This is a genomic window from Bradyrhizobium macuxiense, from assembly GCF_007993935.1.
GTDB classification, from domain to species: domain Bacteria; phylum Pseudomonadota; class Alphaproteobacteria; order Rhizobiales; family Xanthobacteraceae; genus Bradyrhizobium; species Bradyrhizobium macuxiense_A.
Genome location: NZ_VITY01000014.1, coordinates 16,792 through 30,007 on the forward strand (window position 1 = coordinate 16,792; position 13,216 = coordinate 30,007).

Genomic DNA, 13,216 nt, shown 5'->3' on the forward strand with positions numbered 1-13,216 from the left:
ACCCGGATATGTCATTGACGATGGCCCAAGGAATTAAGCGCCTGGGGATGCCGATCGCGGCGCTTTTCGGCCTGGCGGTGGTCGGGCTGGTCGGAACGTCGTGGTTCCTCAACCGGGACGCGCTGCAGCGCGCGGTGGAAGCGCAGATTCGCGCCGTGACCGGGCTCGAGCTCGTCGTCAACGGGCCGATCGACGTTTCGGTGTTTCCCGGCAGCTACGTCTCCTTCCACAATGTCGGGCTGAAGGGCGCCGATACCGTCGGTCCAGCCTTGCAGGTCGACGTGCTGACCGCCAACCTGCGGCTGCTGCCGCTGCTGCTACGGCGGTTCGAGATCGCCGACGTCATGATGCTGCGCCCGCACATCCGTGTGGTGCGCGACACCGCCGGCGACAGCAATTGGACACCGTTCGTCGAGACCATCGCCAAGGCGATGACGCCCGGCGCCGAGAACCAAGTGTCATTCTCCGAGATCCGGATCCAGGACGGCGAGCTGAATTACCAGGATGGGACCAACAACATCTCCGAGCAGCTCGGCGATATCGACCTGTCGCTGGCCTGGCCGTCGATCTCGCGTTCCTTTGCCGCAACCGGCCAGTTCGACTGGCGCGGCGAGCGCGTCGACGGCTCGATCAGCGCCAGCGATTTCGTCGCGCTGCTGTCGGGCGACCGCTCCGGCCTCAAGGCACGGCTGGCCAGTGCGCCGCTGAAGGTTGCGTTCGACGGAACCGTCGCCAACCGCACCAGCCTGATGATGGAAGGCACCGCCACCATGGACTCACCGTCGCTGCGCAACGCATTGCGCTGGATGGGACAGGCGCCGCCCGGCGGCGGCGGCGGCTTCGGCCGCTTCGCACTGAAGGCCCGCGCCAATGTGGTCGGCGGCTCGGTCGCGCTCACCAACGTCAATGTCGAGCTCGACGGCAATGTTGCCGAGGGCGTGATGACCTACGCCAACAACGGCCGGCAGTCGCTGCAGGCGACGCTTGCCGCCGGCAATCTCGATTTCACGCCCTACATCTCGACCTTCCGCCTGCTGGCCAGCGGCCAGCGCGACTGGAACAGGCAGCTGTTCGACCTCTCCTCGCTGTCGTCGACCGATCTCGACATGCGCCTGTCGGCGGCCAAGGTGACGGTCGGCCCGTCCAAGCTCGGCCGCACCGCGTTCGGCGCCAATCTGCGCGGCGGCGCGCTGGCGCTGAGCGTCGGCGAGGCGCAGATGTATGGCGGCATCGCCAAGGGTTCGTTCGCGATCGCGCGCTCGGATGCGGTCGCCGACGTCCGGGCGCAATTCCAGTTCACCGATGTCGATCTGCAGGCCTGCGCCAGCGAGCTGTTCGGCATCAACAAGCTCTCCGGCCACGGCAACCTCAACGTCTCGCTGACGGCCTCCGGCTCGAGCCCGTTCGGGCTCGCATCGTCGCTGGACGGCACCGCCACGCTGAACGGGCATGACGGCGCGATCGCGGGCTTCAATGTCGAGCAGCTCTTGCGGCGGCTGGAGAAGCGGCCGCTGTCCGGCGGCGGCAATTTCCGCTCCGGCTCGACGCCCTATGACAATCTCAACATCTCGGTGAAATTCGCCGACGGCGTCGCGACCGCCGACGACATCCGGGTCGAGAGCCCCACGGCGAAGATCACGCTGACCGGCACCGCCTCGGTGCCGTCGCGCGAGTACGATCTCAAGGGCGTTGCCAGCCTGACCTCGGCGGCCGGCGGCGGCAACGGTTTCGATCTGCCCTTCGTGATCCAGGGCCCGTGGGACGATCCGCTGATCTTCCCCGATCCGGAAAGCCTGATCCGCCGCTCGCCGGCGTCCGCCCCGCTGCTCGACGCGGTGAAGGATCGCAAGACCCGCGATGCGGTGCGCTCGGTGATCGAGCGCTTCACCGGCGGCGGCGCGCGGCCCGCGGCCGCGCCCGATGCCGCGGCCGGCGCACCCGGCAACGGCGCGGCGACAGCGGCCGAGAACGCCAAATCCAACTGACGACATCGAATTGAAGAGGTCGAATTGAAGACGTCGAACTGACCAAGTCGAATCCATTCACTTTCCGCATGGATGCACCGGGACTGATCCACGCTCGCGCCGCGCACCCCTACAGAAGTCGTCGATCCGGCATCTTTATCGGGTCACGGGCATGCGCTAGTGTTTTCTCCAACCGGTTAAAAAAGCCGGCCTCATGAGGGAGAACAACGTGAGATCCAAGGTTATCGGTGCGCTATCGATTGCGGTCGCTGCGGTCGGCCTGTTTGCCGCAACTGCACCCGCGCTGGCCCAGGGCAAGACGATCACCGTCTGGTGGGGCAAGGGATTTTACAAATCCGAAGACGACGCACTGCTCGAGACGATCAAGAAATTCGAGGCCAAGACCGGCATCAAGGTCGAACTGTCGCAATATGCGATCCAGGACATGATTCCGAAGACGGTCGCCGCGCTCGATTCCGGCACCGTGCCCGACGTCGCCTATTCCGACACCTACGACGTGCAGGCCCAGGGCAAGTGGGCCTATGAGGGCAAGCTCGAGGATCTCTCCGACATCATGCTGCCGATGAAGGACGCCTTCGCGCCGAACACGCTGGAAGCGGCGCTGCTCTACAACGACGTCACCAAGAAGAAGTCCTATTACGGCTTCCCGCTGAAGCAGCAGAGCATGCACGTCCAGATCTGGGGCGACATGCTGGAGAAGGCCGGTTTCAAGGCCGCCGACATCCCGACCAAGTGGGAGGACTACTGGACGTTCTGGTGCGATAAGGTGCAGCCGGCGATCCGCAAGGCGACCGGCCAGCGCATCTACGGCGTCGGCCAGCCGATGGGCGTGGAATCCACCGACTCGTTCCAGTCGTTCTACACCTTCATGGACGCCTACCACGTCAAGCTGGTCGACGATGACGGCAAGCTCCTGGTCGACGATCCCAAGGTGCGCGACGGCCTGATCCACGCGCTCAAGGACTACACCGACACCTACATCAAGGGCTGCACGCCGCCGTCCTCGACGACCTGGAAGGACCCGGACAACAACGTCGCCTTCCACAACAAGACGATCGTGATGACCCATAATTTCACGATCTCGATCGCGGCGAAGTGGTTCGAGGATTCCACCAACCCGGCGCTGACCGACGCGCAGCGCGCCGCCGGCAAGCAGGCCTATGAGCACGACATCATCACGGCGTCGTTCCCGAAGGCACCGGACGGCTCGACGATCCGCTACCGCTCCGACGTCAAGACCGGGCTGATCTTCGCCAACGCCAAGAACAAGGCCGAAGGCAAGCAGTTCATCAGCTTCCTGATGCAGGAAGACAACGTGCGGCCCTATATCGAAGGTGCGCTCGGCCGCTGGTTCCCGGTGACCAAGGCCAGCCAGGCGAGCCCGTTCTGGCAGGCCGACCGGCATCGCAAGGCGGTCTGGAATCAGTTCACCGGCGGCACCACGCCGTTCGACTTCACCAAGAACTGGAAGTTCACCATCCTGAACAACGAGAACGTCTGGGCCAAGGCCATGAACCGCGTCGTCAGCGAGAAGGTGCCGGTGGACAAGGCCGTCGACGAACTGATCGCCCGTATCAAGCAGGTCGCGGGGTAGAAGTTGCGAAACCGGCCGTCGCGGCACAGTTCATTGGTCGTCCCTGCGAAAGCAGGGCCCCATACGCCGCGGCGGTCATTTTGAATGATGCTGGTCATCGGCTTTCGTGCGACAACGAAGGCTGGTGGCTTTGGGTCCCTGCTCCGTGCGCAACTGCGCACTAGGCAGGGACGACAGCGTAGGTACAGGCGACATCGAGTAACCGAATGGCGATCACGCTCTCCGCATCCGACACCCCCTCGCCGCCACTGTCGGCGCGGCTGTCGCCGCCGCAGGTCTGGGGCATCGTGCTGCTCGCGCCCTATTTGCTCGTGTTTCTCGCCTTCGTGGTCTATCCGGTCGGCTACGGCCTGTGGCTGGCGCGCCAGCCGGCGAGCTATGTCGCGCTGTACAACGACCCGATCTTCGCGCGCGCCGCGGTCAACACGCTGATCTTCCTGGTCATCGGCATCAACATCAAGATGCTGATCGCTCTGTTCCTGTCCGGCTTCTTCGCCCAGCAGCGGCCCTGGATCAGGTGGCTGTCGGTCATCTTCATCCTGCCCTGGGCGGTGCCGTCGATCCCGACCATCCTGTCGGTGCGCTTCATGCTCAATCCCGAATGGGGCGTGGTCAACCAGTTGATCTTCAAGTTCACCGGCGACGACGGCCCGAACTGGCTGAACGATCCGGCGGTCGCGCTGGCGATGGCGATCGGCGTGCACATCTGGAAGTCGCTGCCGTTCTGGACGCTGATCCTGCTGACCGGACGGCTCGCCATCTCGCACGACCTGTACGAGGCCTCCGACGTCGACGGCGCCAATTGGTGGCAGAAATTCCGCTACATCACCTGGCCGTCGATGCAGACGCTCTACATCACCTGCACGCTGCTCTCGATGATCTGGACGCTGGGCGACTTCAACAGCGTCTATCTGCTCACCGGCGGCGGGCCCGCCGACCTCACCCACGTGCTGTCGACGCTGGGCATCCGCTATCTCAGGCTCGACCAGCTGTCGCTGGCGATGGCCTCGATCGTCTGCGCCATGCCGTTCGTGCTGCCGCTGGTCTATTTCATGATGAAACGGTTGTCGCGATGAAGCTGCCCACCCTCCGCGAAGTCGGCACCGAAGCCAAGCTGCTGTTGATCGGCATCCCCGTCTTCATCTGGACCATGATTCCGATCTACCATATGTTCGTGTTCGCGATCTCGCCGAAGGAGGACGCGTTCTCCGGCAAGCTATGGCCGGCGCATCCGACCTTCCACAATTTCTCGATCGTGTTCCACCAGCAGCATTACTTCCTGCGCGACTTCTGGATCCAGTTCTGGAATTCGACCGTGATCGCGCTCGCGGTCGGCGCGCTGACCTTGTTCGTCGCCACCGCCGCCGCGTTCTCGATCTCGCGGCTGCGCGTGCCGGGCGGCCGCGCCGTGATGAACATGGCGCTGTTCACCTACTTCATCCCGGCGGCGTTCCTCGCCGTGCCGATGTACCGCACCATGGGTACCTACGGCCTGCTCAACAATCACTGGTCGCTGATCCTGGCGATGGTGACGATTGCCGCGCCTTACGCGATCTGGGTGCTGAAGCAGGCTTCCGACAAGCTGCCGGTCGAGCTCGACGAGGCCGCGACGATGGACGGCGCCACCACGCTGCAGCTGTTCCGCCTGGTCTATGTGCCGCTGATGATGCCCTCGCTGGTCGCGGTCGGCACCTACGCGATCCTGCTCGCCTGGAACGAATATCTCTACGCGTTCCTGCTGCTGTCGAAGGACACCGACATCACGCTGCCGGTCGCGCTCGGCAACTTCCTCGCCGCCGACGATTCGCCGTGGGAGCTGTTGATGACCACCGGCTTCATCTACGCGCTGCCGCCGGCTGCGGTCTACTACGCCTTCAAGCGCTACATGGTCGGCGGGCTGACCGCGGGCGCCGTCAAGTCGTGACGGCCTCAGAACCGAAGCTCTACAGACTGAAATAGCCGTCGTCAGGGTGCAGCATCCGGCCTTTTCACCCCGTCACCCTGAGGAGCCGCGAAGCGGCGTCTCGAAGGGTCGACGGCCCGGCTGCTGGCCGCGCATCCTTCGAGGCTCGCTCCGCTCGCGCCTCCAGCGACAAAGGCGAAGCCTTTGCGCGGGAATGACGGGTCGATGCTCGTCATTGCAATGACGGTCGTCAGAGCGGCGCGGCGCTCTCGGCCTGCGAACTCGACAGCTTCGAGGCGAACGAGGCGATCACGATGACCACAGCGATCATCGCGATCACCAGCGTGCAGATCGCGTTGATCTCGGGTTTCACGCCGAGCCGGACTTCTGAATAGATCCGGATCGGCAGCGTCGCCGAGCCCGGCCCGGTGGTGAAGCTCGCGATCACGACGTCGTCGAGCGACAGCGTGAAGGCCAGCATCCACCCCGCCACGATCGCCGGCACGATCAGCGGCAGCGTCACCATCAGGAACGCGCGCACCGGATCGCAGCCGAGGTCCATCGCGGCTTCCTCCAGGCTGCGATCGAGCGCGGTCAGGCGCGACTGCACCACGACGGTGACGAAGCACATCGTCAGCGTGGTATGGGCGATCGTCACGGTCCAGAAGCCGCGCTCGGCGTTCAGCGCCACGAACAGCAGCAGCAGCGACAGGCCGGAGATCACCTCGGGCATGACCAGCGGCGAATACAGCATGCCGGAGAACAGCGCCCGCCCGCGGAACCGTTCGCCCCGCGCCAACCCGACCGCGGCCAACGTGCCCAACAAGGTCGCCAGCGTCGCCGACACCGCGGCGACCGACAGGCTCATCCAGGCGGCGTCAAGCATGGCGCGGTCGTTGAAGAACTCGTGGTACCAGCGCAGCGACCAGCCGCCCCACACCGTCACCAGCCGCGAGGCGTTGAAGGAGTAGATCACGAGGATGACGATCGGCAGATAGAGGAACGCCAGCCCCGCCGCCAGCGAGGTCATGTTGAAGCGCGTCAATCTGGTCGCGGCGCGCGCCATCAGCGGCCCGCTTCCAGTTGCCGCCGTTGCAGGCGGTCGTAGAGCACGAGCGGCGGCACCAGCAAAAGCAATAGCGCGACCGCCGCGGCGGACGCGACCGGCCAGTCCTTGTTGGTGAAGAACTCGAGCCACAGCGTCTGCCCGATCATCAGCGTATTGGAGCCGGCGAGCAGGTCGGGGATCACGAACTCGCCGACGATCGGAATGAAGCAGAGCAGCGCGCCGGCGCCGACGCCCGGCAGCGACAGCGGAAACGTCACCAACCAGAACGCCTGCCGCGGCGAGGCGCCGAGATCCCCCGCTGCTTCCAGCAGCGAGGCATCCATCTTCGACAGCGTCGCATAGAGCGGCAGGATCATGAACGGCAGATAGGAATAGACGATGCCGAGATACATCGCGCTGTCGGTCGACAGCCAGACCACCGGTGCGGAAACGATGTGCAGCGTGAGGAGAACCTGGTTGAGCAGGCCGTCATGCTGCAGGATGTTGATCCAGGCATAGATGCGGATCAGGAACGAGGTCCAGAACGGAACGATGACGAGCATCATCGCGACGCCCTGCCAGCGCTGCGGCAGCCGCGCCATGCCATAGGCGATGGGATAGCCGATCAGCAACAGGATCAGCGTCGAGGTCGCGGCCACGACGAGGCTGCGTAGATAGGACAGGATGTACAGATTGTCCTGCAGCAGCAGGCGGAAATTGTCGAACGACAGTTGCGCGAACGCGGCAGCCAGCGCCGCACGGCCCTCGGCGAAATCGAACACCGGCGTATAGGGCGGCTGCGCGATCGCGGTCTGCGACAGGCTGATCTTCAGCACGAAGCCGAACGGCACCAGGAAGAACAGCACCATCCAGAGGTAGGGTGCAATCGCGGCGAGCCGCGCCGGCCGGGCGAAGATGCGGCGCGCGCTCATTGCTCCAGCACCAGGCAATCGTCGGCGGTGAACCACGCCACCACGCGCTGACCGGCGAGATAGGCATCGACATCGAGCCGCGCAGTGTTGGCCATCGACGAGCGCACCACCGCGCCGGATTCCAGCTTCACCCGATAGCTGGTGATGCCGCCGAGATAGTTGACGTCAATGACGACGCCCTCAAGCCGGTTGATCGCCTGCGATGCGCCCGCATCCGTCGCCGGCGCGCGGCGCGACAGCTTCACCTTCTCGGGGCGGATCGCGACGCTGACGACCTCCTTGGTCACCGGCGGCCACAGTTCGCTGACCGCGAGCGCACCAGCTTCCGTGGTGGATACCGTCAGGCGGCCGCGGTCGCGGGCGGTGACCTGGCCGTTGAACAGGTTGATGTCACCGACGAACTCGGCAATCCAGCGCGAGGCCGGCGCCTCATAGAGATTGCGCGGGGTTGCGACCTGCACCAGCCGGCCGGCGTCCATCACGCCGATGCGGCCGGCCATCGTCATCGCCTCCTCCTGATCATGGGTAACGATGATGAAGGTCATGCCGAGCCGGCGCTGCAGCTCCATCAACTCGCCTTGCGTGCTCTCGCGCAGCTTCTTGTCGAGCGCGGCGAGCGGCTCGTCGAGCAGCAGCACCTGCGGCCGGCGCGCCAGCGAGCGCGCCAGCGCCACGCGCTGCCGCTGGCCGCCGGAGAGCTGGTCCGGCTTGCGCTTCTCGAGCCCCTCGAGCTTGACCAGCGCCACCATCTCCGCGACGCGGGTTGCGATATCCTTGCGCGCCATGCCGGCGCGCTTCAGCCCGAAGGCGATGTTGTCGCGCACCGACAGATGCGGAAACAGCGCGTAGTTCTGGAACATCATGTTGACGGGCCGCTCGTGCGGCAGCACCTGGGCGATGTCGTTGCCGCCGAGCAGGATGCGGCCCTCGTCCGGCGTCTCGAAGCCCGCGAGCATGCGCAGCAGCGTGGTCTTGCCGCAGCCGCTCGGGCCGAGCAGCGCGAAGAATTCGCCGGCGCGGATGTCGAGCGAGAGCTTATCGACCGCGCGGAAATTCCCGAACGACTTGGCGACGCCCTCGATCCGCAGCAGCGGCATGTCCGACACGGCCGGTTCAGGCAACGGCTTTGCCGCCTCCGCACTCGCTTCGCCCGATGTCACGTCAAGAAGCCCCGATTCCCGGAAGGTCCAATCCTGGCGGCAAGCTAGCGGCGGATCGCCACCGGCTCAACCGCCTCACGGACGTCTCCCGCAATATTGTCGGCGTCGGCGCCTCTGGGGGGCGTGTACTCATCGACGCGTGGCGTCGGCTTTGAAGTACAAACCGGAAGACACTTGCTCAGTCTGAACCTTACCGCTTTTGACCCGTTGCGGAAGTCGCGCCCGCTTCATTCAAAATTGAGCATTCTGCGCGGTAAAGGTTGCCGCAACTCCTTTTACAACCTAATCGTGCTTAAGCGGCCCCATAGTCGACGGGTGCCGCGCGAAAGGGCGATGTCCGCCGCCGGCACCTGGGGTCCAATCACATGAAGCGAAAGCTTGTTTGGAGCAGCGCTCTAAGCGGGATCGTTCTTGCCGTCGCTGCAACAATTTGTGCCGCATCGATTAGCCATGCGCAGCCCGGACCACTTAAACCGGTGGCTGTGATTTTGCCAGATGTCGCGCTGCTCATTCATGGACCTTCCGGTGAATACTCCTACAAATTGACGAGTACAGCGGATGATTCCGTCACGCTCGAAGAATTTGATGATCGACGAATGCGTCTTGAGATCCGTCAGATACCAGACAAGAAGTGCATCTTTGTCTCTACGAGCCAGGAGAGGGATGGGTTCGATGTAATGCAATTAGACTTTACGAAATTCGACGGGACTTATCAGCTTTGGGAAGCTTGCAGAGGGGCGGCGTCTGCTCCTCCTGAAAATCGGTGCACCTACTCTCTTCATTTCAGTTCGGAGAAGCAGGCGTTTTGCGATTACCGGTTTTCAAAACTGGACTTTGATTTGAATAAGACACCGTTTCCTGAGGATGCCTGCCACTCTTACGCGCTCGGTGCGCGAGAAAAGAAGTTCTATACCAAGTACATCGACGCTTTTGAGCGCATCAAGGAGCAATGTGGGGGTAACAGCCGATGACCGAACGAGAGCAGAAGCTCCTGATCGCACTCGTCAAGATGGTAAGTCAGTATCTTGACGAACACGGCGACGAAGTCGACAGCATCTCCGAAAGCGCGGGCGAACATGCCCTCGAAGTTCTCGCTGACTTCGGGCTTATGGAGGCTCTGAATACTCGTTTTGGCCGTTGGACCGAGAAAGGAAAGCGGTTTCGGCGTGATGTAGCCGGAATTCCCGACAGGCAGGCAATGCCGGCAACGGGCAGTCGCGTGCAGTTACGTGGCGTAGTTACGCGAAGTTTGGAAGAGCTTGCTCCGCTTGCTGCGGAGGTTGCAGCCAACGCAGACTTATTGAAGCGATTTGAAGATGTGGCATTTGGGGACGACAGTCGCCGCACCTATGAGGTTGCTCAAGAGATTAATGCCTATGTTCGAACATTCTATCCGTCTCTGACAGACCATGAGGGCTTGAAGGTGCAACTGGTCCTCGCCGATATGATCGGCCGCCGCCAAGGAAAGTTCTAGTGTGGAGCCAAGGTCCGCAGTTGGCCCAACTCGGACCTCCGGCGATATCGGCTCTTGCGATGCCATTGAGGGCTAAGCGGACGTAAGCCCCGAAGGGCTCGTTGCCTTTATGAGTACATGCCTTAGACTTCGCAGCCGAACTCGGGAGGACAACCGATGATTTGCGACCGCTACGGCCTGCCGCTGACCACCAGTTCGGACCGCGCCGCCGCGTATTATGTCGATGGCGTCGATCGCATGCTGGCGGCGCTGCACGGCGCCGACGCAGCGTTCGAGGCGGCGATCGCCGAGGACCCGGATTTCGCGCTGGCCCATCTCGGCCGCGCCCGCGTCCACCAGCTCAACATGGAAGGCTCCACGGCCCGCGCCAAGGCCGGCGATGCGCGGCAGCTCGCGGCGGCCGCGACGTCGCGCGAGCGTCAGCACATCGAGATCATTGCGTCGGTGATCGAGGGCCAGGGCAAGAAAGCGATGACAGCGGCCGAACAGCATCTCACCGAATATCCGCGCGATGCGCAGATACTCTCGCTGTTGCTCGGCGCCTTCGGCCTCTACGCCTTCTCCGGCCGATCCGACCATGACGCGGCGCGGCTCGCCATCTCCGAGCGTTATATCAGCGACTATGGCGACGATTGGTGGTTCCTCACCTATCTCGGCTGGTCGAAGACCGAGGCCGGCGATCTCGTCTCGGGCCGCGCCATCACCGAACGCGGCTATGCGCTGAAGCCCGAGAATGCCGGCGCCGCGCACGCGGTGGCGCATGCGCTGTTCGAGCAGGGCGACGCGGCGGAAGGCCGCAGCTTCCTCTCCGCATGGCTGCCGGCGAATGACCGGACGAGTTTCCTGCAGGGCCATCTCGCCTGGCACCTCGCCTTGATCGCGATCGAGGAAGGCGACGCCGACGGCGCGCTCGATATCTACGAGCAGCACATCAAGCCGGCGGGCCGGCCCTACCCGCCGCTCAATATCTATACCGACACGGCTTCGCTGCTGTGGCGGCTGTCGGTCGCCGGCAAGGCAGGTCTCGAGGCGCACTGGCAGGATGTTGCCGCCTATGGCGACGGCTATTTCCCGAAGGCCGGCGCGCATTTCGCCGACGTCCACCACGCGCTGGTCGCAGCCACGACGAACAACGATGCGCTCGAGGCGCGGCTCGCCGAGATGGCGGCGCGCGATGCCGACGGCAAACTGGCGCCGGGCCCTGCCGCGATCGGCCTCGGCCGCGGCATCGCGGCCTTCGCGGCCGGCGATCATGACGGCGCCGTACGCATCCTGGCGCCGCTGATGCCGGAGCTGGTGCGGATCGGCGGCAGCCATGCGCAACGCGAATTGTGGGAGGACACCTTCATCGTCGCGTGCCTGCGCGCCGGCCAGGGCCGCCAGGCAACGAGCCTGATCGCGGACCGGCTGCATCGCCGTCCATCCCGGCGCGACCTTGCCTGGTCGCAGGAGGCAGCGCGGCAATAGCCGGCCGCTGTTCTCCTTCCCCCTGAAAGGGGGAAGGTCGGGATGGGGGTCAGCCGCGGGCGATGTTGCAAGCGGTGAGAGCAGATCCCCACCCGCTTTGCTCTCACGAGCAAAGCGACCTCCCCTTTTCAAGGGGAGGTTTGAGAGCCGCGCTCAATCCCGCTTCGCCATGAACGCCGCGAGCGCATCGCGGTCGGCTTGGGGCATGGTCAACCCGAGCTTGGAGCGGCGCCACAGCACATCGTCGGGAAAGCGCGCCCATTCCTTGCGCATGAGGTAGCGCACCTCGGCGCCAGTCAGTTCAGGACCGAAGGCGGGGCCGAGATCGGCCTTCTGTTTGGCGTCTCCCAGGACATCCCTGACGTTCAGCCCATAGGCGGCCACCAGCCGACGTGCGTGGTCCTCGTTGAGGAAACGCCAGCGGTCGCGCGCGATGTCGACCTCGGTTTCAAAACGCTGCCACGCGAATTCGCCGCCCGGCAGCGGCGCCGTTGCAGTCCAGCGCGGCCCCATCGGATAGAACCGGGTGAACTTCGAGACGGCCCGCTCGGCGCGGCGCCGCGACGTCGTGACGTCGCCGCCGAAGATCGTGAGCAGCGGCGCCTTGCCACGCCTGGAATCAAGCGACACCGCGCCATCGCGTCGACGCCAGCGCGCGGCCGCGACGACGGAATTGGCGCCGGAGATCATTCGCAGCACATCGGCCGGGGTGATTTGCTCGCGAAAATAGCGATTGGTCGCGTCGCAGAGATAGGCGACCTCACGCACGCCCATCGTGACGATGGCGGGATCGCCCTTGAAGGCATGACTGACGCTACCGATCAGGGTGAAGTCGCGCTCGTAGGGGCTGGCGAAGATCAGCTGTCCGTCGGAGTTCTGGAACGCATAGACATTGTCGCAATCGAACAGGCGGCGCACCACGATCTGGCTGATCTGCACGGTCGCGAGCTGCGGCGCCGGCACCCGCAACACGGTCTCGGCGACGGAAGCGGTCCATGCGCCTGACGCATTGACCAGCGCCCGCGCCGTGATCACCCGCCGATAGCCGCGGTCGATCGCAACCAGCCGCCAGGTGTCACCGCGCTCGGCCCGGGTCACGCGCGCGCCGGTGCGGATCTCGGCGCCGCGCGCCGCCGCGTCGACCGCGGTGAGCACGACCAGCCGGGAATCGTCGACGACGCAGTCGGAATATTCGAACGCGGTTCCGAACGGCCGCTTCAGCGCATTGCCGACCGGATGATGGGTGACGTCGAGGGTCGCAGAGCGCGGCAGGCCGCTGCGCGAGGCGAGATGCTCATAGAGCAGCAGCAACGACCGCAATTGCCACGGCGGCCGTTCGTCGGCATGCGCCGGGATCGCGAAGCGCATCGGCCGCACCAGATGCGGTGCGATGCGCAGCAACACGTCGCGCTCCCTGAGCGCCCTGCGGACACGGAAGAACGCGCGCCGTTCCAGACCGGCGAGATCGCCATGGACCAGTCGCGGCGAGGCCTGCGACGCGCCGGAGCCGAGATCGCCCTGCTCCAGCAGGATCACGCGCAGGCCGCGGCCGGCCGCGTCGCGAGCCACGCTCGTGCCGTTCAGGCCACCGCCGATGATCGCGACGTCATAGTCCGCCATGCACGACGCCTATCGCATTTCAATGCGAACGAA

11 protein-coding genes are annotated in these 13,216 nt (G+C 64.6%); 7 read left to right on the top strand and 4 right to left on the bottom strand.

The features are described from left to right. The first annotated feature begins 20 nt into the window (after positions 1-20). The 4 genes from FBZ93_RS30885 (at position 21) to FBZ93_RS30900 (ending at position 5,503) form a co-directional block, all read left to right on the top strand. Positions 21-1,985: an AsmA family protein gene (locus FBZ93_RS30885; RefSeq protein ID WP_146991228.1), complete on the top strand. Its 1,965-nt coding sequence runs from the start codon at positions 21-23 to the stop codon at positions 1,983-1,985. A 208-nt stretch (positions 1,986-2,193) separates the two neighbouring features. Beyond that, a complete protein-coding gene (locus FBZ93_RS30890; protein WP_146991229.1) occupies positions 2,194-3,579 on the top strand; it encodes an ABC transporter substrate-binding protein in 1,386 nt (461 codons plus the stop codon). Between the two features lie 206 nt (positions 3,580-3,785). After that, positions 3,786-4,655, top strand: a complete 870-nt coding sequence (locus FBZ93_RS30895) for a carbohydrate ABC transporter permease (RefSeq protein ID WP_146991230.1) — start codon at positions 3,786-3,788, stop codon at positions 4,653-4,655. Further along, on the top strand, positions 4,652-5,503 hold the full coding sequence (locus FBZ93_RS30900) for a carbohydrate ABC transporter permease (RefSeq protein ID WP_074131852.1): 852 nt from the start codon (positions 4,652-4,654) through the stop codon (positions 5,501-5,503). The genes FBZ93_RS30895 and FBZ93_RS30900 overlap by 4 nt, the downstream gene beginning before the upstream one ends. Positions 5,504-5,732: 229 nt before the next feature. Here FBZ93_RS30900 and FBZ93_RS30905 read toward each other — a convergent pair whose 3' ends face one another. The 3 genes from FBZ93_RS30905 to FBZ93_RS30915 are packed head-to-tail and all read right to left on the bottom strand — an operon-like array spanning position 5,733 to position 8,559. Then, positions 5,733-6,548 (bottom strand): ABC transporter permease, encoded by an 816-nt coding sequence (locus FBZ93_RS30905; protein ID WP_146991231.1) that lies wholly within the window; start codon positions 6,546-6,548, stop codon positions 5,733-5,735. Further along, a complete protein-coding gene (locus FBZ93_RS30910) occupies positions 6,548-7,462 on the bottom strand; it encodes an ABC transporter permease (protein WP_146991232.1) in 915 nt (304 codons plus the stop codon). The genes FBZ93_RS30905 and FBZ93_RS30910 overlap by 1 nt, the downstream gene beginning before the upstream one ends. After that, complete coding sequence (locus FBZ93_RS30915; RefSeq protein ID WP_246667730.1) at positions 7,459-8,559, bottom strand: ABC transporter ATP-binding protein; 1,101 nt, start codon at positions 8,557-8,559, stop codon at positions 7,459-7,461. Before FBZ93_RS30915 ends, FBZ93_RS30910 begins: the two co-directional genes overlap by 4 nt. A 428-nt stretch (positions 8,560-8,987) precedes the next feature. Between FBZ93_RS30915 and FBZ93_RS30920 the strand changes: the two genes are divergently transcribed. From FBZ93_RS30920 to FBZ93_RS30930, 3 genes are all read left to right on the top strand, one after another. Then, the gene (locus FBZ93_RS30920; protein WP_146991233.1) at positions 8,988-9,593 is read left to right on the top strand and encodes a hypothetical protein; all 606 of its coding nucleotides are present in this window, start codon (positions 8,988-8,990) and stop codon (positions 9,591-9,593) included. Then, on the top strand, positions 9,590-10,096 hold the full coding sequence (locus FBZ93_RS30925; protein ID WP_146991234.1) for a hypothetical protein: 507 nt from the start codon (positions 9,590-9,592) through the stop codon (positions 10,094-10,096). Before FBZ93_RS30920 ends, FBZ93_RS30925 begins: the two co-directional genes overlap by 4 nt. 237 nt (positions 10,097-10,333) lie before the next feature. Further along, positions 10,334-11,563: a tetratricopeptide repeat protein gene (locus tag FBZ93_RS30930; protein WP_146991378.1), complete on the top strand. Its 1,230-nt coding sequence runs from the start codon at positions 10,334-10,336 to the stop codon at positions 11,561-11,563. A gap of 153 nt (positions 11,564-11,716) precedes the next feature. Here FBZ93_RS30930 and FBZ93_RS30935 read toward each other — a convergent pair whose 3' ends face one another. Beyond that, entirely contained in the window at positions 11,717-13,183 is a 1,467-nt protein-coding gene (locus tag FBZ93_RS30935) for a glycerol-3-phosphate dehydrogenase (protein ID WP_146991235.1), read from the bottom strand. Positions 13,184-13,216 lie beyond the last annotated feature (33 nt).

Excerpts from the sequence above, each read along its gene's own strand:
- FBZ93_RS30885 (WP_146991228.1), top strand. The coding sequence starts at position 21 with ATGGCCCAAGGAATTAAGCGCCTGGGGATGCCGATCGCGGCGCTTTTC.
- FBZ93_RS30895 (WP_146991230.1), top strand. The coding sequence starts at position 3,786 with ATGGCGATCACGCTCTCCGCATCCGACACCCCCTCGCCGCCACTGTCG.
- FBZ93_RS30900 (WP_074131852.1), top strand. The coding sequence starts at position 4,652 with ATGAAGCTGCCCACCCTCCGCGAAGTCGGCACCGAAGCCAAGCTGCTG.
- FBZ93_RS30905 (WP_146991231.1), bottom strand. The coding sequence starts at position 6,548 with ATGGCGCGCGCCGCGACCAGATTGACGCGCTTCAACATGACCTCGCTG.
- FBZ93_RS30910 (WP_146991232.1), bottom strand. The coding sequence starts at position 7,462 with ATGAGCGCGCGCCGCATCTTCGCCCGGCCGGCGCGGCTCGCCGCGATT.
- FBZ93_RS30915 (WP_246667730.1), bottom strand. The coding sequence starts at position 8,559 with ATGCCGCTGCTGCGGATCGAGGGCGTCGCCAAGTCGTTCGGGAATTTC.
- FBZ93_RS30920 (WP_146991233.1), top strand. The coding sequence starts at position 8,988 with ATGAAGCGAAAGCTTGTTTGGAGCAGCGCTCTAAGCGGGATCGTTCTT.
- FBZ93_RS30925 (WP_146991234.1), top strand. The coding sequence starts at position 9,590 with ATGACCGAACGAGAGCAGAAGCTCCTGATCGCACTCGTCAAGATGGTA.
- FBZ93_RS30930 (WP_146991378.1), top strand. The coding sequence starts at position 10,334 with ATGCTGGCGGCGCTGCACGGCGCCGACGCAGCGTTCGAGGCGGCGATC.
- FBZ93_RS30935 (WP_146991235.1), bottom strand. The coding sequence starts at position 13,183 with ATGGCGGACTATGACGTCGCGATCATCGGCGGTGGCCTGAACGGCACG.